This is a genomic window from Arthrobacter sp. CC3 (assembly GCF_039907775.1).
Classification (GTDB): domain Bacteria; phylum Actinomycetota; class Actinomycetes; order Actinomycetales; family Micrococcaceae; genus Arthrobacter.
The window spans coordinates 325,261-346,834 of sequence record NZ_JARCCY010000002.1 but is presented as its reverse complement, the minus strand read 5'-3'; the positions used below and the strand labels follow the sequence as shown (position 1 = coordinate 346,834).

Sequence of the window (21,574 nt, the reverse complement as noted above, 5' to 3'; positions counted from 1 at the left end):
TGAACAGCCGCCGGGCGTTTTGCCCGCCCCTTACCCGCACTCAGCAGAACCATCCAGCAGAAACAAGGAGCAACCATGACGATCGTGGTGGGATACGTCCCGACCCCCGAGGGCGAAGCGGCGCTGGCCCAGGCCATCGCCGAGGCGCGGAAGAGCAACAGCAGGCTGCTGGTCATCAACTCGTCCAAGGGTGATGCGCTGGTGGATAACCGCTACGCCCAGGAGCCCGAGATCCAGAGCATCGAGGAGCGGCTCGCGACGCAGGGCATTGACCACGTGATCAAGCAGCCGGTCCGCGGGCACGATGCGGCCGCGGAGGTACTGGACGCCGCGGAGGAGCACAACGCCGACCTGATTGTGATCGGGCTGCGCCGCCGCACCCCGGTGGGCAAACTGATCCTGGGGAGCACGTCCCAGCGGATCCTGCTCGAGGCGGACTGCCCGGTGCTGGCGGTGAAAGCCGGCTAGCACCCTGCGGCTCTATCGGGCCGGAGCATCATAGAAAGCCACAGGCCGGGAGTCCAACGACTCCCGGCCTGTGGCTTTGCGCTTTGCGCTTTGCGGGGCGTTCCTAGCGGACGGCGCGCCGCAGGGTGGATTCCGCGTGCTTCAGGATGGGGCCGTCGATCATTTTTCCGTTGAACTGGAACACGCCGCTCCCGGCGGCGGCGGCGGCCTCGAGGAGTTCCTTGGCGGCTGCGACGTCGGATTCCGCGGGAGCGTAGGTGCCCCGGACCACGGCAACCTGGCTGGGGTGGATGCAGGCCTTGGACCCGAACCCCGAGGCGACGGCGTCGCGTGACTCGGCTGCCAGCCCGTCCAGGTCCGGAATGTTGACGTACACCGCGTCGATGGCCTCCTTGCCGAAGGCCCCCGCTGCGAGCAGCACTGTTGACCTGGCGTGCAGCGCCACTGCCCGGTACCCGCCGTCGTCGTTCCTGCTGGAGGTACCGCCGAGCGATGCGAGCAGGTCCTCGGCACCCCACATCAGGCCCACCACGTTGGGTTCGGCGGCGATGGCGGCGGCGTTGATGATTCCGGCGGCCGTCTCGCAGAGCGCAATCACGCTGTAGCCCTCCAGCGCCTTAAGCTGGCCGGCGTTCTCGGCCTTGGCGAGCATCACATGCCGGTACGGGGTGTGCTTAAGGCAGTGCAGGTCCTTTTCGAACTCCTCCGTGCCCGCCGGGTTGATCCGGATGATCGTCCGGCTGGGATCCAGTTCCGGAACGTCGCCGGTGGCGCCGAGCTGGGCGAGGATGGCGCCGCGGGCGCGCTGCTTGTCGGCAGGGGCGACGGCGTCTTCCAGGTCCACGATCACGGCGTCGGAACGCTCTGCGGCCTTTTGGTAGCGCTCGGGACGGTCGGCAGGGCAGAAGAGCAGGGCGGGACCCATCAGGAAAGTCATGCTTAGATTGTCCTCTTTTCGGCGGCTTCGTGCGCCTCGCGCGTCCACATCAGGCAGCTGCGCGAGGCCAGCGCCACCACCACGCCGTCCTGGTTCCGGCCGGTGTGCCGCATGGTCACGATTCCCTGCCCGGGACGGGACGAGGACAGGCGTTTGCCGGTGATGACCGTCTCCGTGTACAGGGTGTCGCCGTGGTACAGCGGGTGCGGGAACGAGACGTCGGTCAGTCCCAGCTGGGCAATGATGGTTCCCTGGGTCAGCTGCGGGACGGACTGCCCCACCACGGTGGCCAGCGTAAACATCGAGTTCATCAGCCGCTGCCCGAACGGCTGCCCGGCGCTCCAGGCGGCGTCGAGGTGCAGGGCCTGGGTGTTCATGGTCATCGTGGTGAAGAGGACGTTGTCCGTCTCGGTCACCGTCCGGCCCGGGCGGTGCGCGTAGACCACCCCTTCTTCCAGCTCCTCGAAGTAGAGGCCCCGCTGTTCGACGACGCGCGGGCCGGCGGTGGTTGAGCCCGTCGAAGCCTCCTCAGCACTCTGTTCCGGCTCAGCACTTGTCATACGGTCAGTTCCTGGTCTTCTTCGAAGAGTTCCGCCCCCGTGGCCGCGGCGACTTCCTCGGCTGTCACGTTGGGGGCCAGTTCGCGCAGCACCAGGCGGGAGGAACCGCCTTCGGTGACGACGTCGATCACGGCGAGGTCGGTGATGATCCGGTCCACGCACCCCTTGCCGGTCAGCGGCAGCGTGCACTGCTGGACGATCTTGGGCTTGCCGCTGCGGTCCACGTGCTCCATCATCACGATCACACGCTTGGCCCCGAACACCAGGTCCATGGCGCCGCCCATGCCCTTGACCATCTTGCCCGGGATCATCCAGTTGGCCAGGTCGCCGTTCTGCGCCACTTCCATGGCGCCGAGCACTGCCACATCCACATGGCCGCCGCGGATCATGCCGAAGGAGGTCGCGGAGTCGAAGAACGCGGCCCCCTTGTTCACGGTGACGGTTTCCTTGCCGGCGTTGATCAGGTCCGGGTCCACCTGGTCCTCCGCGGGATACGGCCCCACGCCCAGAATGCCGTTTTCCGAGTGCAGGACCACTTCGATACCCGCCGGAATGTAGTTGGGGATCAGTGTGGGCATCCCGATGCCCAGGTTGACGTACTGCCCGTTGTGGAGTTCGCGGGCCACCCGGGCGGCCAGTTCGTTGCGTGTCCAGCCTTTCGTTTCGGGGCTGGTGCCCTCGGGATGTCCGACGGCGGACGGCCGGTACTCGTGGCGGACGGCTTCGGGGCGGGGCGGGGCGCCCGGCGTGTTGATCGATTCCACGGTTATGCTCCTGCCTGCTCTGCTACCTGTTTTGGTGCGCCGGCGGCGCCGGCGGACACTGCGACCGTCCGCTTTTCGATGCGCTTCTCGCCCTGCGGTGCGAGGACAACCCGCTGGACGAAGATCCCGGGAACGTGGACGTGTTCGGGATCCAGTTCGCCCGGCTCCACCAGTTCCTCCACCTCGGCGATGGTGATCCGGCCGGCCATGGCGCACAGCGGGTTGAAGTTCATGGCCGTGGCGTGGAAAACGAGGTTTCCGTGCCGGTCGCCCTTCCAGGCGTGGACGAGTCCGAAATCCGGGGTGAGCGACTCCTCCAGCACATAGTCCGCGCCGTTGAACGTGCGGACTTCCTTGGGCGCGGAGGCGATCGCGATGCTGCCGTCGGCGTCGTACTTCTGCGGCAGGCCGCCGTCGGACACCTGGGTTCCGACGCCGGCGGGCGTGTAGAACGCCGGGATGCCGGCGCCGCCGGCGCGCAGTTTCTCCGCGAGCGTCCCCTGCGGGGTCAGCACCACCTCGAGTTCGCCGGAGAGGTACTGGCGGGCGAACTCCTTGTTTTCCCCGACATAGGAGCTGACGGTGCGGCGGATCCTGCCGTCCTTCAGCAGGATGCCCAGCCCCCAGTCGTCAACCCCGCAGTTGTTACTGACGGTTTCCAGGTCCGTGGTCCCGTGCCGGTGGAGGGCATCGATCAGTGCAACCGGGATGCCGCACAGCCCGAAGCCTCCGACGGCGAGCGAGGCGCCGTCGGGGATATCGGCAACCGCGGCCTCGGCACTGGCAACAACCTTGTCAATCATCATCGATCCTTCCTGGTTACACGCGCTGGTTCGGGCCCCTGGTGGCTCCCCGACGGGGAAGCTAAAGGCCGAGTTCGCGGGCGATCAGCATCAGCTGGACCTCCGTGGTGCCCTCGCCGACCTCAAGGATCTTGGAGTCGCGGTAGTGGCGCGCCACGGTGAATTCGTTGATGAAGCCATAGCCGCCGAACACCTGGGTGGCGTCCCGCGCGTTGTCCATGGCTGCCTCGCCTGCGACCATCTTAGCGATGGCCGCCTGCGTCTTGAACGGCTTCCCGGCAAGCATCCGTGCCGCGGCGTCGTAGTAGGCAAGCCGTGCCGTGTGGGCCCGGGCTTCCATGCGGGCGATCTTGAATGCGATGGCCTGGTACTTGCCGATGTTCTGCCCGAACGCGCTGCGTTCCTTCGCGTATTTCACCGACAGGTCCACGCAGCCCTGGGCCGCTCCCGTGGCCAGGGCGGCGATGGCGATGCGGCCCTCGTCCAGGATGGACAGGAAGTTCGCGTAGCCGCGGCCCTGCTCGCCGAGGAGGTTCGCCTCCGGCACGTGGACGTCCTTGAGCGTGAGCGGGTGGGTGTCGGAGGCATTCCAGCCCACCTTGTTGTACGCCTTCTCCGCTTTGAATCCGGGTGTGCTGGTGGGCACCAGGATGGTGGAGATTTCCTTCTTGATGCTGCCGTCCCCGCGCTCGTGTTTTGCGGTGACGGCCGTGACTGTGACCAGCTTGGTGATGTCCGTACCGGAGTTGGTGATGAACTCCTTGTTGCCGTTGATGATCCACTCACCCCCTTCGAGCCGGGCTGTGGTCTTCGTTCCGCCCGCGTCGGAACCGGCTTCGGGTTCCGTCAGGCCGAAGCCGGCGAGCGCCTGGCCCGAGGCCAGCGACGGCAGCCACTCCTCCTTCTGGGCGTCGGTGCCGAAGCGGTACACGGGCATGGCACCCAGTGAAACTCCGGCTTCCAGCGTGATGGCCACGGACTGGTCCACCCGCCCCAGCTGCTCCAGGGCCAGGGCGAGGGCAAAGTAGTCCCCGCCCATGCCGCCGAATTCTTCCGGGAAGGGGAGGCCGAAGAGCCCCATGTCCGCCATCTGCTTGACGACTTCGTACGGGAAGCTGTGTTCCTCGTCGTGTTTGGCGGACACCGGCGCCACCACTTCGTCGGCGAATTCGCGGACGGTGTTGCTGAGGTCCTGGTATTCCTCGCTGAGCTCAAAATCAGCCATGTTGGGACTTCCTTGTCTGAACTGTGAATCGGGTCTGTTTGATGTATTTGGTGTTGAAGCGGGGGTGCTAGTCCGCCGCGCCCATGGCGATGACGGATTCCTCCACCGCGTCCTCGGCTGCGTTCTCCGCCGTAGGCAGTTCGGCGGGGTGGACCGTGGCAAGCACCTGGTCTGCCTTGACCAGGTCACCGGACCTGGCGCTGATGTGGACCGTGCCGTCGAGGGGCGCCACGAGCTGGTGCTCCATCTTCATCGCCTCCACCGAGACCAGGACCTGGCCGGCCTGCACGGTGTCGCCGTTGCTGACGGAGACGGACACCACGGTGCCCGGCATCGGCGAGCGCACCGCCGGATCAGCCGCGCCTTCCTCGCGTTCGATCGCCGCCAGAACCCGTGCCAGCCGGGTTTCGCGGGTGAGGATTTCCAGGCGGCAGGACCAGCCCTCGTTGCCGAGGAAGACTTCCGACAGGACGCGGGGATCGGGCTCGAGCCAGCTCTGGGCGGGCTGACCGGTGTGCACCGGTACAAGCCCATACCTGCTGACTTCGCCGTTGAGGGTGAGCACCGGACGTTGGCGACCCGGGTACTGGAGGAGGGCCGTGAGCTGCGGCCCTCCGTTCACGCGCACAGCGGCAGGTTCCCCTGCCGCAGGCCGGCTCACCTCCACCGTGGCGACGCCGCCGTCGGAGGTTCCCAGACTGATCCGCCGCGGCGCCGATTCGCCGATTCGCCAACCGTTGCGGCGCCGCCACGGGCCGGCCGCAGGTCCGCTCCGGAGCTGTTCTTCCGCCTGGTCCAGGGCGTACAAGGCGGCGACAATAAGTTCGGCGTCGCCCGCGCGCCGGAAGCTGAAGTCCGGCATCTTGCGTTCGATCAGGCCGGTGTCGAGGCGCCCGGCGCGGACGTCGGCGTCGTTGATGAGCAGGCGCAGGTATTCGACGTTGGTGTCGATGCCCAGTGCCGTGTAGTCGGCAAGCGCGCGGTCCAGGGTGTCCAGGGCGGCAGTGCGGTCCTGCCCCCACGCGATGACCTTGGAAACCATGGGGTCGTAGCTGGAGGAGATCTCCAGCCCCTCCAACAGGGCCGAGTCCACCCGGATGCGGCCACCTGCTGTCTCGACTTCGTTGCGGGCGGGGGCGCTGGGGCGCTGCCTTGGGCCCGGCACTTCGTCGAGCTGCAGCACAGTCCCGGTGGACGGCAGGAAGTTCCGTTCCGGGATTTCGGCGTAGACGCGCGCCTCCACCGAGTGTCCGTTGAGAACGACGTCGGACTGGCGGACGGTGAGTTCCTCGCCGGCGGCGATGCGCACCTGCCATTCGACCAGGTCGATTCCGGTGACCATTTCGGTGACCGGGTGCTCCACCTGCAGTCGCGTGTTCATCTCCATAAAGAAGAACTCGTCCGGCGCGTTGTCCGAGACCAGGAACTCGACGGTGCCGGCACCGCTGTAGTGGACACTGCGGGCCGCGTTGCAGGCTGCCTCGCCGATCCGCGCACGGACGGCGGCGCCCTCGGGGAGGGATTCCAGGAGCGGCGAGGGGGCTTCCTCGATGACCTTCTGGTGGCGGCGCTGCAGGGAGCACTCGCGCTCCCCCAGGTGGATGACGTTGCCATGGTTGTCCGCGAGGACCTGCACCTCGATGTGGCGCGGCGTGGTCACGAGACGTTCCAGGAACAGGGTGTCGTCACCGAAAGCGCTGGCTGCGACCCGGCGGGCGGTGGCCAGGGTGGCTTCCAGGTCCTCGGGGCGCTCCACGATGTGCATGCCCTTGCCGCCGCCGCCTGCGGACGGCTTGATCAGCAGCGGGAAGCCCACTCCGGCGGCGGCGTCGATCAGCTGCGCGTCAGTCATGCCCGGCTCGGCGATGCCCGGAACCACGGGCACGCCGTAGCCGGACACGTGGTTCTTGGACCGGATCTTGTCCCCCATGACGTTGAGGGATTCAACGCCGGGGCCGATGAAGGTAATGCCCGCCTTCTCCAGGGCGCGGGCGAAGTCGACGTTCTCGCTGAGGAAGCCGTAGCCCGGGTGCACGGCATCTGCTCCGCTCTCGCGGCAGGCCTGGATGATCGCATCGATCTTGAGGTAGCTCTCGGCTGCCGCGGCAGGGCCAATGCGCACGGCGGCGTCGGCTTCGCGCACGTGGCGGGCACCGGCGTCGGCGTCGCTGTAGACGGCCACCGAACGGATTCCGAGGGCGCGGAGGGTGCGGATCACACGGCAGGCGATCTCGCCGCGGTTGGCGACGAGGACGGTGCCGAAGAGCGGCTTCGCGGCCGGCGCCGGCTGCTGGGGAATTGAAGGAGTAGTCATGGCTGTCACATCCGGAAAAGGCCGAAGGAGGTCTCCGGCAGCGGGGTGCGGGAGACGACGTCGAGCGCCAGTCCCAGGACGGTGCGGGTGTCCGCGGGGTCGATGACGCCGTCATCCCAGAGGCGCGCGGTGGAGTAATACGGGCTGCCCTGGTCCTCGTACTGCTGCTTGATCGGGGCCTTGAAGGCTTCCTCGTCCTCGGCCGACCATTCCTCGCCGCGGGCCTCGTACTGGTCGCGTTTGACGGTGGCGAGGACGCCGGAGGCCTGGTTGCCGCCCATCACGGAGATCCGCGACGCCGGCCACATCCAGAGGAACCGCGGCGAATAGGCGCGTCCGCACATGGAGTAGTTGCCTGCACCGAAGGAGCCGCCGATCACCACTGTCAGCTTGGGCACGCGTGCCGTGGCGACGGCGGTGACCATCTTGGCGCCGTTCTTGGCGATGCCGCCCTGTTCATAGTCCTTGCCCACCATGAAGCCGGAGAGGTTCTGCAGGAAGACCAGCGGGATGCCCCGCTGGTCGCAGAGCTCGATGAAGTGGGCGCCCTTGAGCGAGGACTCGCTGAACAGCACGCCATTGTTGGCCACGATGCCCACCGGGTGTCCGTGCAGCTTGGCGAAACCGGTGACCAGGGTGGTGCCGTAGTTCTTCTTGAATTCGTGGAAACGGCTGCCGTCCACCAGCCGCGCGATCACCTCGCGTACGTCGTATTGGGCGTTCACGTCGGTGGGGACGGTTCCGTAGAGCTCGTCCGGGTCAGCCGCGGGCTCGACGGAGGTGTCCACGTCCCAGACAGGGGCGGCCGGCTTCGGCAGGGTGGAGACAATGTCACGGACGATCTGGAGGGCGTGCTCATCGTTCTCGGCCAGGTGGTCGGTGACGCCGGAGATCTTCGAGTGCACGTCGCCGCCGCCGAGTTCCTCCGCCGTGACGATTTCGCCGATCGCGGCTTTCACCAGCGGCGGACCGCCCAGGAAGATGGTGCCCTGGTTGCGGACGATCACGGTTTCGTCGCTCATCGCGGGGACGTAGGCGCCGCCGGCGGTGCAGGAGCCCATCACGGAGGCAATCTGCGGGATTTTGGCCGCGGACATCTTCGCCTGGTTGAAGAAGATCCGGCCGAAGTGCTCCTTGTCCGGGAAGACCTCGTCCTGCTTGGGCAGGAACGCGCCGCCGGAGTCCACGAGGTAGATGCAGGGCAGCCGGTTCTCCAGCGCGATCTCCTGTGCCCGGAGATGCTTCTTCACGGTCATCGGGTAGTAGGTTCCGCCCTTGACGGTGGCGTCATTGGAAATGACCAGCACCTGGCGGCCGTGCACCAGGCCGATCCCGGCAATAACCCCCGCGCCCGGGGAATCGTCGTTGTACATGCCGTTCGCCGCGAGCGGCGCGATTTCCAGGAAGGGGCTGCCGTCGTCGAGCAGCTGGTCGATGCGCTCGCGGGGCAGCAGCTTGCCACGGGCAACGTGGCGTTCCCGGGACTTCTCCGGGCCGCCGAGCGCTGCTGTGGCGAGGCGTTCCTTCAGTTCGCGGGCCAGCCCCAGCTGGGCCTCGCGGTTCGCGGCGTAGGCGGCGCTGCCGGTGTCCACCAGGCTGGCGATTGTCTCCATTGACTGCTTCCGTTCCCGGACGCCCGGCAAGGCCGTCCTGAGCGATTCGGTTAGTACCGCATAACTGAGATTTAGGTTAGTCTCTATTAACTGTGATGTCCAACACGCGCCCGCATTGCTAGGATTTGCAGTTCCAAGGAGGAAATGTGCCGATCATCGAGCGCGGTCCCGGCAGCCCGGCGGGCGAGCGGGTCCAAACAACCCAGAACAGCCAAATGACCCAAAGGAGCCAGGCAAAGGAAAGCCGGCGGCAGGCGCTGCTGTCCTCCGCTGCCACCCTTTTTGCCGTCAACGGCTTCAACCGCGTTTCACTGGAGGACCTGGGTGCCGCGGCAGGGGTCAGCGGTCCCGCCGTCTACCGCCATTTCGCGGGCAAGCAGGCGGTCCTCGGGGCACTGTTGCTCAGCGTGAGCCAGGAACTGCTGGACGGCGGCCGCCGGGTGGTTGCAGACGCCGGTGATCCCGCCGCGGCACTGGCCCGCCTGGTGCAGTTCCATGTGGACTTCGCCCTGAGCAATCCCGACGTCATCCGGGTCCAGGACCGCGACTTCAGCAACCTCTCCGACGACGACCAGGCCGAGGTCCGCACCCTGCAGCGCAACTACGTGGAGCTGTGGGTTGAGGTGCTGCAGGCACTGCACACGGGCACCGATACCGCCGAACTCCGGATGCGCGCGCACGCCGCCTTCGGCCTTATCAACTCGACACCGCATTCGGTCCGCAGCCATGGCCGGCGGGTCGCGGTCAAGTCGGCCCGCCCCCTGCTGGAAAGCATGGCCCTCGCCGCCCTGCTGGTGGCGGCGACGCCTCAGCCGCTCAGCTGACAGCCGCAGAATCAAACTGCCGGCCGCCGCTTCCGTTCGGAAGGGGCGGCCGGCAGTTTTGCTGGCGTCGGTTTGCCGAGGTCGGCAGACTAGACCATGGCCAGGACCATGCCCGGGTCCGCCAGGATTGCCCCGATATCCGCCAGAAAGCGTGACCCCTGTTCGCCGTCGACCAGCCTGTGGTCGAAGGACAGGCTCAGGGTCATGACCTGGCGGAGGGCCACTTCATCCTTGTATTCCCAGGGCATCTTCCGCACGGCGCCCATGGCGAGGATGGCCGCTTCGCCCGGGTTGAGGATCGGCGTGCCGGCATCGATGCCGAAAACTCCGATGTTCGTGATGGAGACGGTGCCGCCGGAGAGCTCGGCCGGGCTGGTCTTGCCCGCGCGGGCGGTCTCGGTCAGCGCCGTGAGCGCCGTGGACAGCTCAGTCAGGGACATCCGGTCGGCGTCCTTGATGTTCGGCACGGTCAGTCCCCGGGGGGTGGCCGCGGCGATGCCAAGGTTCACGTAGTTGAACTGCACGATCTCCTGGTTCGCTTCGTCCCACCGCGAATTCAGCGACGGCTGGCGGCGGAGGGCAATCAGCAGCGCCTTGGCCACGAGCGTCAGCGGTGTCAGCTTGAAGCCTTCAAAGGCCCGGCTTGCCTTGAGCCGCGCCAGCAGCTCCATGGTGGGCGTGACGTCGACGGTCAGGAATTCCGTGGCGTGCGGTGCCGTGAAAGCACTCGACACCATCGCCGCGGCCGTGAGCTTGCGGACCCCCTTGATCGGCGTCCGCGTTTCGCGCCCGCCCGCGGCGGCGGTTCCCTCTCCCGCTCCGGCCAGGGCCCGGGCAGCCGCAGGGAGGTCTCCCCCGCCAACGAAGTTCCGCACGTCGTCGCGTGTGATCAGCCCGCCGGTGCCGGTGCCGGTCACTGCCGTGAGCTCTACGCCAAGGTCCTTGGCGAGTTTCCGAACCGGCGGCGTGGACCGCGGGCGTTCGGCAGGGGCCGGCGTTTCGACCCGCTCAACCACCGGCGCAGCCGGGGTCCGGGTTTCGACCGGTTCAACCACCGGGGCAGCCGGGGCCGCGGTTTCGACCGGCGCAGCGAACGCACGGGCGCGCCGTGCCGGACGGCCGGAACTTTCGACGACGGCGCCGTACCCCACGAGGTTGGGTTCCCGTTTGGCGGCTCCGGCCGGAGCCTGGCCGCCGCCGGTGGACGGCCCGCCGTCGTCACCTTCAACCTCGAAGGAAACGATCGGCTTACCTACTTCCACCACGGTTCCCGGCTGTTCGTGGAGGGCGGTGATCACACCGGCGAACGGTGACGGCAGTTCAACGACGGCCTTGGCCGTTTCCACTTCAGCAATGACCTGGTTCAACTCCACGGTATCGCCCACAGCCACTTTCCAGCTGAGGATTTCCGATTCCGTCAGCCCTTCGCCGAGGTCCGGGAGCCTGAATTCCTTGATCATGGCGGCGCTCATCCTTCCAGCCCGCTGAGTGAGTTGGGACGGCCCAGGGCACGGTCCACACCGTCAAGGATTCTGTCCAGACCCGGAAGATGATGCATTTCAAGTTTCGAATACGGGTACGGGACGTCGAAGCCGGTGATCCGGACCGGGGCAGCTTCGAGGTGGTAGAAGCAGCGTTCGGTGATGCTTGCGGCCAGTTCAGCACCGAGCCCGCCGGACTGCCCGGCCTCGTGCGTAATCACCAGCCGTCCCGTCTTCCGCACCGAGGCCTCCAGCGTGGCGAAGTCCACGGGCGCCAGCGAGCGCAGGTCGATGACCTCAATCGACACGCCTTCGTCGGCAGCGGCCAGGGCGGCGTCCTTGGCAGTCTTGACCAGCGGACCGTAGGCGACGAGCGTGACGTCCTTGCCCTCGGTCACCACACGGGCCTTCTCCATCGACAGCGCGGTGGCGGGATCGATCGACTCATCCACTTCGCCCTTGTCGTGGTAGCGGCGCTTCGGCTCGAAGAACAGCACGGGATCGTCGCTGGCAATCGCCTGCTGGATCATGGTGTAGGCATCCTGCGGGTTGGAGACGCTGACCACGCGGAGGCCGGACGTGTGGGTGAAGTACGCCTCCGGCGACTCGGAGTGGTGCTCCGGGGAACCGATGCCGCCGCCAAAGGGGACGCGCACGGTGATGGGCATCTTGACGTGGCCCTGCGTACGGTAGTGGAGCTTGGCCACCTGGGACACGATCTGGTCGAACGCCGGATAGATGAACCCGTCAAACTGGATTTCCACCACCGGCCGGTAGCCGCGGTAGGCAAGGCCGACGGCGGTGCCCATGATGGCGGACTCGGCGAGCGGGGTGTCCACCACGCGGTGCTTGCCGAAGTCCTTCTGCAGACCGTCGGTCACGCGGAACACGCCGCCGAGCGTGCCTATGTCCTCGCCCATCAGGATGACCTTGGGGTCGTTTTCGAGGGACTTGCGGAGGCCGGAGTTAATTGCCCGGGCAAAGGTCATCTGGGTCATCAGCGAGCACCTTCTTCAGAGTTGGCACCCTCGGGATCGCCGAAGGAAGCCAGGTAACGGGAGTAGTGGTCCTCCTGGCGGTCCAGCCAGGAGTTGGGGGTGCTGTAGACGTGCTTGAAGATGTCCATCGGTTGGGGATCCGGCATGTTGATGCAACCGGCCCGCAGCTCCCGGGCAACGGCGTCGGCCTTGGCAGCCACCTGGGCCTCGAGCTGCTCGGTCAGGAGTCCCTTGCGTTCCAGCAGGCCCTTCACCCGGGCAATCGGGTCCTTGGCCGCCCAGTCTTCCAGTTCGTTGGCATCCCGGTAACGGGTGGGGTCGTCGGCAGTCGTGTGCGGACCCATCCGGTAGGTGACCGCTTCAATGAACGTCGGGCCGCCGCCGTGGCGTGCCCGTTCGATTGCCTCGCGGGTGGCCGCCATCACCGCAAGCACGTCGTTGCCATCAACCTGGACGCTGGGAATCCCGAACCCGGAAGCACGGTCGGCGATCCTGATGTGGGACTGCAGGCGGACCGGCTCGGAAATGGCCCAGTGGTTGTTCTGGCAGAAGAAGATCACCGGGGACTGGAAGCTGGCGGCGAAGACCATGGCCTCGTTGACGTCACCCTCGCTGGTGGCGCCGTCGCCGAAGTACGTGATGGCCACGGAGTCTGCGCCGTCATTTTGGATGCCCATGGCGTAGCCGGTGGCATGAAGGGTCTGGGCTCCGATGATGATCTGCGGAGTGGCCATGTTGACGGTGTACGGATCCCAGCCCGACGACGCGTTGCCCCGCCACACCGTGAGGATGTCGGCCAGGTCCACGCCGCGGCAGTAAGCGACACCGTTCTCGCGGTAGCTGGAAAACACGAAGTCATCGTCGCGGAGAGCCCTCGCGGAACCGACCTGGGAGGCCTCCTGCCCCAGGAGCGGCGGCCACAGGCCGAGCTCCCCCTGCCGCTGGAGGGCGGTGGCTTCGGTATCGATCCGCCGGATGACCACCATGTCCTCATAGAGGGAACCCAGCTGCTCATCAGTGACATCCCGGACCCAGGCGTCGTATTGCGGATGGCTGACGCGTTCACCCCCCGGGGTGATGAGTTGGACCCGGCTCTCGCCCGTCCCGCTGTGATGTCCTGCACTGTTGTCCGGGCCACCGGCGGCGTTGCCGCCCTGACCCAACTCGTCTGTAAACACAGTTGCACGCAACCTTCATACGTCGTGTCACCGGCGCTCAGGAAACTCGTGATCCCCGTGCACGCCAGCCGCCCGGGCGCCGTTGCCCCGGATAATTGTGACGATACTCACAATGCTCATTGGGTACAACCACCATAGATAATACTGAGCAGAATGCACTGCCCGTGCGGTATCCGTCGTGCTAATCTTGCGCATTATGCAAGCTTTGGATGGCACCGACACGCGACTCCTTTCCGCCCTCGCCAAGGACCCGAAGCGGACAGTGGTGGCTCTGGCCCAGAAGCTCGGGCTCTCGCGCAACACCGTGCAGGCCCGGCTGGCCCAGCTGGAGAAGAAGCACGTCTTCCTGTCCTTCGAACGGCGCATCAGTCCGGCCGCACTTGGATACCCGCTGATGGCGTTCATCTCCGTCCATGTGCAGCAGCAGAAACTGGGCCAGCTGGCGGTGGATCTCGCCGGCGTCCCGGAAATCCTGGAAGGCTACGGACTGACAGGTTCGGCCGACCTCCTGCTGCGGGTGGTGGCGCTGGACGCCGAGGACCTCTTCCGGATCAACGGCAAGATCCTGGCCTGTGAAGGAGTGGACCGGACGGACACCGCCCTCGCCATGGGAGAGCTGATCCCCTTCCGGGTCCAGCCGCTGCTCGAGCGGGGCTACGCCGAGGGGTAACGCGCGCCCGGGCTATGGGCGCGGGGCTATAGGCTGGGTGCAGTTGAATGAATCGCGGCCGTGAACGGCCCGTGCAATCAGGCAGTGGCCAGGCCGGCTGCCGGAAAGCCTTGATCTTGAGCAATCCTCAGGAACCGTACCAGCCTGCCGAACCGGGCCCCGGCGGGGGCCGTCGGCGGCAGCAGCCGCCTCCCGTCCCGCCGCGCGCCGCGCCGCAACAAGGCACCCCGCAGCCGGGCGTCCCCCAACCGGAAGTTCCCGGACAGCCGCCCCTTCCGCCGCATGAACCCTCCGGCCACCAGCCGCCCGCTCCCCATTTCGGGACTCCGCACTACGGGACTCCCGACTACGGGCAGCCGCAGCACGGACAGCCACAGTACGGACCGCCGCCGTCCACGGATCCGCTTGCCGGGCACCCGCAATTACGGAACTGCGCAGTACGGAACGCCGCAGGGCGGGCATCCGCAGTACCAAGGCTCCCCGTACGGCGCCCCTGCCGTCCCCGGGCCTTACGGCGCCCACGGCCAGCAGCCGCCGGCGAGGAACCGCAGGAAACTGTGGATCATCCTGGGCATCGTCGGCGGAGTCGTGCTCCTCGCCGTCGTGGGGGTGGCGCTGCTGGTAAACCTCGTGGGCGGCGCCACTGCCAAGGCCAAAGGGCTGGCGGACGATTTTACGCAGCTCGTCATCGCCGGTGACACCGATGCCGCCTACGACGACTTCCTCGACCCGGCCCTCCAGGACAAGCTCTCGAAGGAAGAATTCGCGGCCGGCGTCCAAAGCCTCGAGCGGGACGGTACCTGCAAACCGAGCTACAACGACCTCAAGGTCAGCACGGAAAACGGCAATAACGCTGCCGACGTCGCCGGGGTCATCAGCTGCGACGGCAAGGAAGTGGATCTGGCCTACCGCTTCGACGGCAACAAGGACATGAAGATGATCAACATCAAACTCCGGCCTAAGGCCTGATCCCCGGGTTTCAGACACAAAACAAGGTTCAGACACAAAAACAGGAGCTCCCGCGGTTTTCGCGGAAGCTCCTGTTTTCGTTTCAACCCGCAGGGGCTAGTGGTCCACGGCCTTCTCGGCACCTACGCCGGTCAGGGAGCGCACTTCCATTTCGGCCTGCTTGGTGGTGTCTTCCAGCTTCTTGTCCAGCACCGAACCGAGCCAGCCCAGGAAGAACGCGAGCGGGATGGAGACGATGCCGGGGTTGCTCAGCGGGAAGATCGCGAAGTTGGCGCCCGGGATCATGGACGTCTTGGCACCCGAGACCACCGGCGACAGGGCAATCAGGATGATCGCCGAGCCCAGCCCGCCGTACATGCTCCAGATTGCGCCCTGGGTGGTGAACTTGCGCCAGAACAGCGAGTACACGATGGTGGGCAGGTTCGCCGATGCCGCTACCGCGAAGGCGAGGGCCACAAGGAACGCCACGTTCTGGCCGTTGGCGAAGATGCCGCCGGCAATGGCCAGGAGCCCGATGACCACCACGGTGCGCCGCGCCACCTTGACCTCGGTGTCGGCGTCGGCCTTCCCCTTGGCGATAACGCTGGCGTAGATGTCGTGGGCAAACGATGCCGCCGCCGTGATGGTGAGGCCTGCGACGACGGCCAGGATGGTGGCGAAGGCCACCGCGGAGATGAAGCCGAGCAGCAGCGGCCCGCCGAGGTGGAACGCCAGCAGCGGTGCGGCCGAATTCACGCCGCCCGGGGCAGCCTTGATGGTGTCAGCGCCGACCAGTGCCGCAGCGCCGTAGCCCAGGACAAGGGTGAACAGGTAGAACAGGCCGATCAGCCAGATGGACCAGACCACGGACTTGCGGGCTTCCTTGGCGGTGGGAACCGTGTAGAAGCGCATCAGGACGTGGGGCAGGGCCGCGGTTCCGAGCACGAGGGCCAGGCCCAGGGACATGAAGTCAAGCTTGGAGGTTTCGGTCTTGCCGTACTGCAGGCCGGGGTTGAGGACGTTCGGGTTCCCGGAGGTTTCCACCGCGCCGCCCAGGAGGTCGGAGAGGTTGAAGCCGTAGATGGCGAGGACCCAGAACGTCATGACGGCCGCACCGGCAATCAGGAGCATGGCCTTGATGATCTGGACCCAGGTGGTGCCCTTCATGCCGCCGATCAGGACGTACATGATCATCAGGGCGCCGACGACGATAATCACCAGGGCCTGCCCGCCCCAGTCGCTGATGCCGAGGAGCAGGGAGATCAGGCTGCCGGCGCCGGCCATCTGCGCCAGGAGGTAGAAGAAGCAGACCGCGAGGGTGGAGATGGCTGCCGCGATGCGCACGGGGCGCTGCTTGAGGCGGAAGGAGAGGACGTCGGCCATGGTGAACTTGCCCGTGTTGCGGAGCAGCTCGGCGACCAGCAGCAGGGCGACCAGCCAGGCGACCAGGAAGCCGATGGAGTACATAAAACCGTCGTAGCCGTTGATGGCGATCGCGCCGGTGATGCCCAGGAACGAGGCGGCGGAGAGGTAGTCGCCGGCGATGGCGGTGCCGTTCTGCGGGCCGGTAAACGAACGTCCGGCGGCGTAGTAGTCCGCCGCCGTCTTGTTGTTGCGGCTGGCCTTGATCACGATGATCATGGTGACGGCCACGAACAGGCCGAAGATGCCCATGTTCAGCAGGGTGGTTTCCTTGAGGTCCGCAACGTCCACGGCTGCGGGAATCATAAGCGTCATTTGGTTACCCCGCTGATTTTGTTGCCTTCCTTATCGAACTCGTGGCCCTCGATTTCGTGGCGGATTTCTGCCGCGATGGGATCGAGCCGCCGGTTGGAGTAGCTCACGTACCAGCCCGTGATGGCGAACGTGGAAACGAACTGCAGCAGGCCCAGGATCAGCCCGATGTTGATGTTGCCCCAGACTTTCGTGGACATGAAGCCGACCGCATAGTCGGCCAGGAGGACGTATGCGAAATACCAGAGCAGGAACGCAACGGCCATCGGAAAGACAAAGCTGCGGTGACGCTTGCGCAGTTCCTGGAACTGCTTGGTCGACTGGACTTGCTTGAAGTCCACGGACGCCGCTGCGTCCGGAGTTGGGGCATCGTTACCCATCATTCCTCCTCATTGAGACTTGCCGTCCACACCTGCTGCCCCTGTCCCCCACAGACAGTCCCAGCCAATGTGACTGCAATCACTGTGCCCCGTGACGGTGCTTACATTCCAGAGAAGCCCGCGGGGCCGTCGCTCAGCGGTCCTGATGCTGCGCCAAACGGTGCACCGCGGCTACGCCGGGCAGGCTACGCTGGGCACCATGCCGGACTCCCCGTTGTTCACCGCCGCCGCGATCGCCGTGATCGCCATGGCGATCGCCGTCGTCGTCGGAGTGGGCCTGAAGGTCCTCCGGTCCTTCCGGGAGCTCGGCACCGACGCGGAACGGGCCACCTACAAGACCCTGCACGCGGCCTCCCGGGCCGGCCAGCACCTGCGCACCGGCCTGAACCCTGCGGGCGCGGCGAAAGCGAGCAAGCAGCTCCGCAGCATCCTGGGCTGCGATGCCCTGGCCATCACCGACACCTCGGGGGTGCTCGCCTGGGACGGCGCCGCCGAAGAACTGAAACCGTCCCTGATGGGCCTCGCCGCCAAGGTGCTTGACGGCGGCCACACGGCGGTGATCCCGGCGGGTGAGCTGCAGATGCTCGCCGGCGACACCGCCTCCGGCCCGATCACGCCCGACGTCGAACGCGCAGTGGTGATTGCCCCCATCAAGGCCGGCGCGCGCGTGGTGGGCGTTGTGGCGGCTTTTGCGCCGTCCGCAGGGGCCGGCCTGGTCAGGGCCACCGGCGAAGTGGCCGACTGGGTGGCTGCCCAGGTTGAACTCGCCGAACTCGATGCCTCCCGCACCCTCCTGATGGAGGCCGAGGTCCGGGCCCTCCGCGCCCAGATCAGCCCGCACTTCATCTACAACTCCCTGAACGCCATCGCGTCCTTCATCAACACCGACCCCGTGCGGGCCAGGGAACTGGTGGTGGAATTCGCCGACTTCACCCGCTACTCCTTCCGCCGCCACGGGGACTTCACCACCCTCGCCGAAGAGCTCCGCTGCATCGACCGCTACCTGCTGCTGGAACGCGCCCGGTTCGGCGACCGCGTGCAGGTAAGCCTGCGGATCGCCCCCGAGGTGCTGAGTACCGTGATCCCGTTCCTCAGCCTGCAGCCCCTCGTCGAAAACGCGGTCCGGCACGGTCTGGAGGCCAAGGAGGGTCCGGGCCACATCACCATTGCGGCGAACGATTCCGGGGCGTTCGCGGAAGTAACCATCGAGGACGACGGCGTGGGGATGGATCCCGAACAGCTGCGGTCCATGCTGGCCGGGCACAGCGACGGGGACCATGTGGGGCTGCGGAACGTGGACGCCCGGCTCCGCCAGGTCTACGGCGAAGACAACGGCCTGGTCATCGAAACGGCACCCGGGGAGGGAACCCTGATCACCATGCGCGTGCCCAAGTCGCAGCCCCACCATGATGCGTGAAAGCGCCATCCGGCACACAGGGATAATCTAGAACCATGATTAACGTCCTCGTCGCTGACGACGAGCTGCCCGCCGTAGAGGAACTGGCGTTCCTGCTTGGCCGGGACGACCGGATCGGGGCCATCCACCGTGCGTCTTCCGGCGCCGAGGCCCTCCGTGTGCTCGATGCCGAGACGGTGGACGCGGTGTTCCTGGACATCCACATGCCCGCCCTGTCCGGCCTGGACATTGCCCGGGCCATCTCCCGAAGCAGCAAGCCCCCGGCGGTGGTCTTCGTGACCGCGGACGAGGACTGCGCGCTGGAAGCGTTCGAACTCGCCGCCGTCGACTACCTGCTGAAGCCCGTGCGCGCCGAGCGCCTGGCCAGGTCGGTGGGCCGCATCAGTGAACTCATGAAGGACGGCGCCGCAACGCCGGAAATGATCACGGTGGACCTCGGCGGCACCACCCGGATGATCCGGCGCGACGACGTCACGTACGTCCAGGCCCAGGGCGACTACGCCCGGCTGCACACGGCGGACGCCAGCTACCTGATCCGTGTCCCGCTGGCCGACCTGGAACAGCAGTGGGCGGAGGCCGGCTTCCTCCGCACGCACCGGTCCTACCTCATTGCGCTCAATCACGTCAGCCACATGAAGCTTGCCGCCGCCCGGCCCACGGTCACCGTGGCAGGTGCCGAACTGCCGATCAGCCGCCGCCACCTGCCGTCGGTCCGGGAGAAACTTGAAGCCACCCGGATCCGGCCGCAGGCATGACCCGCGTCAAGGTGACGGCGCCGCGCTCCGAGGCCAAACCGGTGATGGACTCCCGCGTGGCCGCCGAGGAATCCGACGTGGGCCAGGTGTTCGTCCGGTCCCTGATCCGCTCCCAGCTGCGCCTGTCCCTTGTGGTGGCCGCCGGCTTCCTGCTGATCCTGCTGGCTTTTCCCCTCATGCTGGGGCTGGTGCCGGGCCTCGCGGAGGCCACCATCGCAGGCATCCCCTTCAGCTGGTTACTCCTGGGTGCCGGGATCTACCCCGTGATCGGCCTCAGCGCGTGGCTCTACATCCGGTCGGCCAGCCGCAACGAGGCCCGGTACCGGGACCTGGCGGAGGACAGGTGAGGCGGCGGTGAACCCGGTGGTGGGCATCGCGGCGCTGGTTGGTGTTTCCGTGGCCACCGCCGTCATCGGGTTTTACGGATTGCGGATTTCACGCACCACCGGCGACTTCTACGTGGCGTCCCGGACGGTCCGGCCCTGGTGGAATGCGTCCGCGATCGGCGGCGAGTACCTCTCTGCCGCGAGCTTCCTGGGTGTGGCGGGACTGGTCCTGCTGTCCGGTACCGATGCGCTTTGGTTTCCCATCGGTTACACCGCGGGATACCTGATGCTGCTGCTCTTCGTTGCCGCTCCGCTGCGGCGATCAGGCGCCTATACGCTCCCGGACTTTACCGAGGTGCGGCTGGATTCCCGGGCGGTCCGCCGCGTGACCAGCCTGGTGGTTGTGGTGGTGGGCTGGCTTTACATTGTGCCTCAGCTCCACGGCGCCGCCCTGACGATCCGCATCACCACCGGACTGCCGTCCTGGGTGGGGTCCGTGGCGGTCGTCATTGTGGTGTGCCTGACGGTGGTGGCGGGCGGGATGCGTTCCATCACTTTTGTGCAGGCTTTCCAGTACTGGCTGAAGCTCACAGCCCTGGCGGTGCCCATTGTGTTCATCGCCCTCGTGCTGGCGGGCAACGGGACACCGGCCCTGGCCGAAGCCAACACGAACCCCACCGGGCTGGCCCCCAACGGGCCCTACCAGAACATCTCGCTGCTGGTGGCGCTGCTCTTTGGCACGCTTGGTCTGCCGCACGTCCTGGTGCGGTTCTACACCAACCCGGACGGGCAGTCGGCCCGCCGCACCACGTTGATCGTGCTGGGGCTGCTCTCCGTGTTCTATCTCTTTCCCACCGCGTACGGTCTGCTCGGGCGGATGTTCGCCCCGGGACTGGCCCAGGGCGAACGCTCCGATGCGCTGGTCCTGCTCCTGCCCGGCCGCCTGATCGGCGGCCCGGCCGGGGACATGCTCTCAGCACTCGTGGTGGCGGGAGCGTTCGCGGCGTTTCTGTCCACCACCTCGGGGCTGGTGGTCTCGCTCGCAGGCGTCATCAGCCAGGATGTCCTGGGCGGGAGCGTCCGCGGCTTCCGCCTGGCCGCGCTGATTTCGGCGACCGTTCCCCTGGGCTTTGCCTTTATGACCGATTCCCTGGCCCTGGCCGGCAGCGTGGGCCTCGTCTTCGCGTTCACGGCCTCAACAATCTGCCCCGCCCTGTTGCTGGGGATCTGGTGGCGCGGCCTCACGGACGCAGGAGCGATCGCCGGGATGGTGACCGGCGGCGTGCTGTGCGGCGGCGCCCTGGTTGCGGGCGCCCTGTCCGGTCCGGCGGCGTCCGGCGCCGCGATGCCGCAGTGGCTTGCACAGCCGGCGGCCTGGACAGTCCCGGCGGCGTTCGCCGTGATGGTCCTGGTCTCCCGTGCCACGAAGGGCCGCGTGCCGAGGACGCTCACGAAGGTGATGACCAGGCTCCACACGCCGGAACGACCGCTGGCCACCGAACGGCAGGGACACTCAGACCGCTAAGGACGTTGCGGGCCGCCAGGAGAAGCTGTCAGTCGATGGCTGCCATGAGTTCGACCACGCGGTCCAGGAACGCGTCCACCTGGGTTTCTTCGTAGCCGTCCTTGCCCTTGGCCTGACGGAAGACCGCGCGGCGGACATTGTCGACGCTGAGCGGCTGGTCCGCCTCGAGGTAGCCGATGAGGTCATGGCACAGGTTGTCCACGTCCACGGTGTTGTAGCTCCGGCCCCGGCTGCCTGCGGGCCGGCGGAAGCGCTCACCGTCGCGACGGTGCAGCCTGCCCCGCAGCAGCCCGGACAGCTTGCCGATTTCGCGGAGCCAGGCCTCCTCGCCGCGGGCGCCGATGAGCTCGTCCCGCTCCCGCCGTGCGAAGGCGTCCTCCAGGCGGTCCAGGGCCGCGTCCACACCGGCCGCGGCGTAGCCGCCCTTGACAGGATCGAAGCAGACAGCCCGGACGTCGGCGCTCTTGATGGCCTGGCCGGCCGCTCCCGGATTCTCGAACGAAACCCGCGCCCGCTGGAGGAACTCATCCACCTGCTTGGCGTTGTAGCCGTATTCATTCCGCTGCACGCGGTCAAATGACGCAGGTATCTGCCGTTGAATGTCCACTGTCACTTTGCTTCCTTCAGTGCTGTTCAGCTGTTTTGCTCCGCACC

At 66.9% G+C, this 21,574-nt stretch carries 21 protein-coding genes; 8 read left to right on the top strand and 13 right to left on the bottom strand.

From position 1 onward, the window contains the following. The first annotated feature begins 75 nt into the window (after positions 1-75). Positions 76-468, top strand: coding sequence for a universal stress protein (locus PV761_RS01475; protein ID WP_347893764.1), 393 nt, complete (start codon positions 76-78; stop codon positions 466-468). Positions 469-571: 103 nt separating this feature from the next. Here the strand turns inward: PV761_RS01475 and PV761_RS01470 are convergent, their stop codons facing one another. The 7 genes from PV761_RS01470 to PV761_RS01440 all read right to left on the bottom strand — a co-directional run bounded on the left by PV761_RS01470 (position 572) and on the right by PV761_RS01440 (position 8,684). Continuing rightward, complete coding sequence (locus PV761_RS01470) at positions 572-1,405, bottom strand: CoA ester lyase (protein WP_347893762.1); 834 nt, start codon at positions 1,403-1,405, stop codon at positions 572-574. A gap of 2 nt (positions 1,406-1,407) precedes the next feature. Further along, entirely contained in the window at positions 1,408-1,965 is a 558-nt protein-coding gene (locus PV761_RS01465; RefSeq protein ID WP_028272151.1) for a MaoC family dehydratase, read from the bottom strand. Further along, a complete protein-coding gene (locus PV761_RS01460) occupies positions 1,962-2,729 on the bottom strand; it encodes a CoA transferase subunit B (protein ID WP_028272150.1) in 768 nt (255 codons plus the stop codon). Before PV761_RS01460 ends, PV761_RS01465 begins: the two co-directional genes overlap by 4 nt. 2 nt (positions 2,730-2,731) lie before the next feature. Beyond that, a complete protein-coding gene (locus PV761_RS01455) occupies positions 2,732-3,532 on the bottom strand; it encodes a CoA transferase subunit A (RefSeq protein ID WP_028272149.1) in 801 nt (266 codons plus the stop codon). A gap of 61 nt (positions 3,533-3,593) precedes the next feature. After that, complete coding sequence (locus PV761_RS01450) at positions 3,594-4,757, bottom strand: acyl-CoA dehydrogenase family protein (RefSeq protein WP_028272148.1); 1,164 nt, start codon at positions 4,755-4,757, stop codon at positions 3,594-3,596. A gap of 67 nt (positions 4,758-4,824) precedes the next feature. Beyond that, positions 4,825-7,071 (bottom strand): biotin carboxylase N-terminal domain-containing protein, encoded by a 2,247-nt coding sequence (locus tag PV761_RS01445; protein ID WP_347893759.1) that lies wholly within the window; start codon positions 7,069-7,071, stop codon positions 4,825-4,827. Between the two features lie 5 nt (positions 7,072-7,076). Further along, the gene (locus tag PV761_RS01440) at positions 7,077-8,684 is read right to left on the bottom strand and encodes a carboxyl transferase domain-containing protein (protein ID WP_347893757.1); all 1,608 of its coding nucleotides are present in this window, start codon (positions 8,682-8,684) and stop codon (positions 7,077-7,079) included. 215 nt (positions 8,685-8,899) lie between these two features. On the opposite strand from PV761_RS01440, the gene PV761_RS01435 reads away from it, so the two are divergent. Next, positions 8,900-9,508, top strand: coding sequence for a TetR/AcrR family transcriptional regulator (locus tag PV761_RS01435; protein ID WP_051629016.1), 609 nt, complete (start codon positions 8,900-8,902; stop codon positions 9,506-9,508). A gap of 89 nt (positions 9,509-9,597) precedes the next feature. On the opposite strand, the gene PV761_RS01430 is transcribed toward PV761_RS01435, so the two are convergent. The 3 genes from PV761_RS01430 to pdhA are packed head-to-tail and all read right to left on the bottom strand — an operon-like array spanning position 9,598 to position 13,165. Then, positions 9,598-10,980: a dihydrolipoamide acetyltransferase family protein gene (locus PV761_RS01430; protein ID WP_347893755.1), complete on the bottom strand. Its 1,383-nt coding sequence runs from the start codon at positions 10,978-10,980 to the stop codon at positions 9,598-9,600. Then, positions 10,977-11,987, bottom strand: a complete 1,011-nt coding sequence (locus PV761_RS01425) for an alpha-ketoacid dehydrogenase subunit beta (RefSeq protein ID WP_028272144.1) — start codon at positions 11,985-11,987, stop codon at positions 10,977-10,979. Before PV761_RS01425 ends, PV761_RS01430 begins: the two co-directional genes overlap by 4 nt. Next, the gene (gene pdhA / locus PV761_RS01420; RefSeq protein ID WP_347893752.1) at positions 11,987-13,165 is read right to left on the bottom strand and encodes a pyruvate dehydrogenase (acetyl-transferring) E1 component subunit alpha; all 1,179 of its coding nucleotides are present in this window, start codon (positions 13,163-13,165) and stop codon (positions 11,987-11,989) included. Before pdhA ends, PV761_RS01425 begins: the two co-directional genes overlap by 1 nt. A 196-nt stretch (positions 13,166-13,361) precedes the next feature. On the opposite strand from pdhA, the gene PV761_RS01415 reads away from it, so the two are divergent. Further along, complete coding sequence (locus PV761_RS01415; protein ID WP_347893750.1) at positions 13,362-13,835, top strand: Lrp/AsnC family transcriptional regulator; 474 nt, start codon at positions 13,362-13,364, stop codon at positions 13,833-13,835. 405 nt (positions 13,836-14,240) lie between these two features. After that, the gene (locus PV761_RS01410) at positions 14,241-14,804 is read left to right on the top strand and encodes a hypothetical protein (protein ID WP_347893748.1); all 564 of its coding nucleotides are present in this window, start codon (positions 14,241-14,243) and stop codon (positions 14,802-14,804) included. Between the two features lie 96 nt (positions 14,805-14,900). Here the strand turns inward: PV761_RS01410 and PV761_RS01405 are convergent, their stop codons facing one another. Together PV761_RS01405 and PV761_RS01400 are read right to left on the bottom strand one after the other, a co-directional pair. After that, a complete protein-coding gene (locus PV761_RS01405) occupies positions 14,901-16,520 on the bottom strand; it encodes a cation acetate symporter (RefSeq protein WP_028272140.1) in 1,620 nt (539 codons plus the stop codon). Further along, positions 16,517-16,897, bottom strand: a complete 381-nt coding sequence (locus PV761_RS01400; RefSeq protein WP_028272139.1) for a DUF485 domain-containing protein — start codon at positions 16,895-16,897, stop codon at positions 16,517-16,519. The genes PV761_RS01405 and PV761_RS01400 overlap by 4 nt, the downstream gene beginning before the upstream one ends. A gap of 199 nt (positions 16,898-17,096) precedes the next feature. Here PV761_RS01400 and PV761_RS01395 point away from each other — a divergent pair, with 199 nt between their 5' ends. From PV761_RS01395 to PV761_RS01380, 4 genes are read left to right on the top strand one after another with little or no spacing between them, the layout of a single operon-like run. Continuing rightward, positions 17,097-18,314 (top strand): histidine kinase, encoded by a 1,218-nt coding sequence (locus PV761_RS01395; RefSeq protein WP_028272138.1) that lies wholly within the window; start codon positions 17,097-17,099, stop codon positions 18,312-18,314. Positions 18,315-18,349: 35 nt separating this feature from the next. Continuing rightward, positions 18,350-19,069, top strand: coding sequence for a LytTR family DNA-binding domain-containing protein (locus PV761_RS01390; protein ID WP_028272137.1), 720 nt, complete (start codon positions 18,350-18,352; stop codon positions 19,067-19,069). Beyond that, positions 19,066-19,416 (top strand): hypothetical protein, encoded by a 351-nt coding sequence (locus PV761_RS01385; protein ID WP_347893745.1) that lies wholly within the window; start codon positions 19,066-19,068, stop codon positions 19,414-19,416. Before PV761_RS01390 ends, PV761_RS01385 begins: the two co-directional genes overlap by 4 nt. Positions 19,417-19,423: 7 nt before the next feature. Next, entirely contained in the window at positions 19,424-20,920 is a 1,497-nt protein-coding gene (locus PV761_RS01380; protein ID WP_028272135.1) for a cation acetate symporter, read from the top strand. Between the two features lie 28 nt (positions 20,921-20,948). On the opposite strand, the gene PV761_RS01375 is transcribed toward PV761_RS01380, so the two are convergent. Further along, on the bottom strand, positions 20,949-21,533 hold the full coding sequence (locus PV761_RS01375) for a DivIVA domain-containing protein (protein WP_028272134.1): 585 nt from the start codon (positions 21,531-21,533) through the stop codon (positions 20,949-20,951). Positions 21,534-21,574 lie beyond the last annotated feature (41 nt).

Bases quoted from the DNA above. Each gene is read 5' to 3' on its own strand.
- PV761_RS01465 (WP_028272151.1), bottom strand. From the start codon at position 1,965: ATGACAAGTGCTGAGCCGGAACAGAGTGCTGAGGAGGCTTCGACGGGC.
- PV761_RS01425 (WP_028272144.1), bottom strand. From the start codon at position 11,987: ATGACCCAGATGACCTTTGCCCGGGCAATTAACTCCGGCCTCCGCAAG.
- PV761_RS01470 (WP_347893762.1), bottom strand. From the start codon at position 1,405: ATGACTTTCCTGATGGGTCCCGCCCTGCTCTTCTGCCCTGCCGACCGT.
- PV761_RS01450 (WP_028272148.1), bottom strand. From the start codon at position 4,757: ATGGCTGATTTTGAGCTCAGCGAGGAATACCAGGACCTCAGCAACACC.
- PV761_RS01475 (WP_347893764.1), top strand. From the start codon at position 76: ATGACGATCGTGGTGGGATACGTCCCGACCCCCGAGGGCGAAGCGGCG.
- PV761_RS01400 (WP_028272139.1), bottom strand. From the start codon at position 16,897: ATGGGTAACGATGCCCCAACTCCGGACGCAGCGGCGTCCGTGGACTTC.
- PV761_RS01435 (WP_051629016.1), top strand. From the start codon at position 8,900: ATGACCCAAAGGAGCCAGGCAAAGGAAAGCCGGCGGCAGGCGCTGCTG.
- PV761_RS01430 (WP_347893755.1), bottom strand. From the start codon at position 10,980: ATGAGCGCCGCCATGATCAAGGAATTCAGGCTCCCGGACCTCGGCGAA.
- PV761_RS01415 (WP_347893750.1), top strand. From the start codon at position 13,362: ATGCAAGCTTTGGATGGCACCGACACGCGACTCCTTTCCGCCCTCGCC.
- PV761_RS01385 (WP_347893745.1), top strand. From the start codon at position 19,066: ATGACCCGCGTCAAGGTGACGGCGCCGCGCTCCGAGGCCAAACCGGTG.
- PV761_RS01445 (WP_347893759.1), bottom strand. From the start codon at position 7,071: ATGACTACTCCTTCAATTCCCCAGCAGCCGGCGCCGGCCGCGAAGCCG.
- PV761_RS01395 (WP_028272138.1), top strand. From the start codon at position 17,097: ATGCCGGACTCCCCGTTGTTCACCGCCGCCGCGATCGCCGTGATCGCC.
- PV761_RS01455 (WP_028272149.1), bottom strand. From the start codon at position 3,532: ATGATTGACAAGGTTGTTGCCAGTGCCGAGGCCGCGGTTGCCGATATC.
- PV761_RS01405 (WP_028272140.1), bottom strand. From the start codon at position 16,520: ATGACGCTTATGATTCCCGCAGCCGTGGACGTTGCGGACCTCAAGGAA.
- PV761_RS01390 (WP_028272137.1), top strand. From the start codon at position 18,350: ATGATTAACGTCCTCGTCGCTGACGACGAGCTGCCCGCCGTAGAGGAA.
- PV761_RS01440 (WP_347893757.1), bottom strand. From the start codon at position 8,684: ATGGAGACAATCGCCAGCCTGGTGGACACCGGCAGCGCCGCCTACGCC.